1 protein-coding gene is annotated in these 282 nt (G+C 60.6%); it reads left to right on the top strand.

What is annotated here, in order from left to right:
• A partial coding sequence (locus GYA94_RS21065; RefSeq protein ID WP_161893037.1) for an immunoglobulin-like domain-containing protein occupies positions 1-282 on the top strand: 282 nt, incomplete at both ends.

Below are 282 nucleotides of genomic sequence, written 5' to 3'. Positions count from 1 at the left end.
CCCTGACCTTCGCGGCAGGCGAGACCATCAAGTCCTACGCCGCACCGGCGCAGGGCGAGGATGTGTTCAAGGACGAAGGCAAGATCACCGTCAGCATCACCAAGGCGGAAGTGGTCGGCGAGCAGCTGGAAAATCTGCAGATCGGCGAGCCTGCTACCGTTGCAGTCACCGATACGCAGAGCCCGGTTACTGCTGAACTGTCGGTAGACAACTCTACCGTCGCCGAAGGCGGTCAGATCACCTACACCGTGACCTTGGTCAGCGCTGATCCAAGCTTGCCAG

The sequence above is a fragment of the Pseudomonas juntendi genome (assembly GCF_009932375.1).
GTDB classification, from domain to species: Bacteria; Pseudomonadota; Gammaproteobacteria; order Pseudomonadales; family Pseudomonadaceae; genus Aquipseudomonas; species Aquipseudomonas juntendi.
The sequence above is the reverse complement of the archived record's forward strand: the minus strand, read 5'-3'. Positions and strand labels throughout refer to the sequence as shown.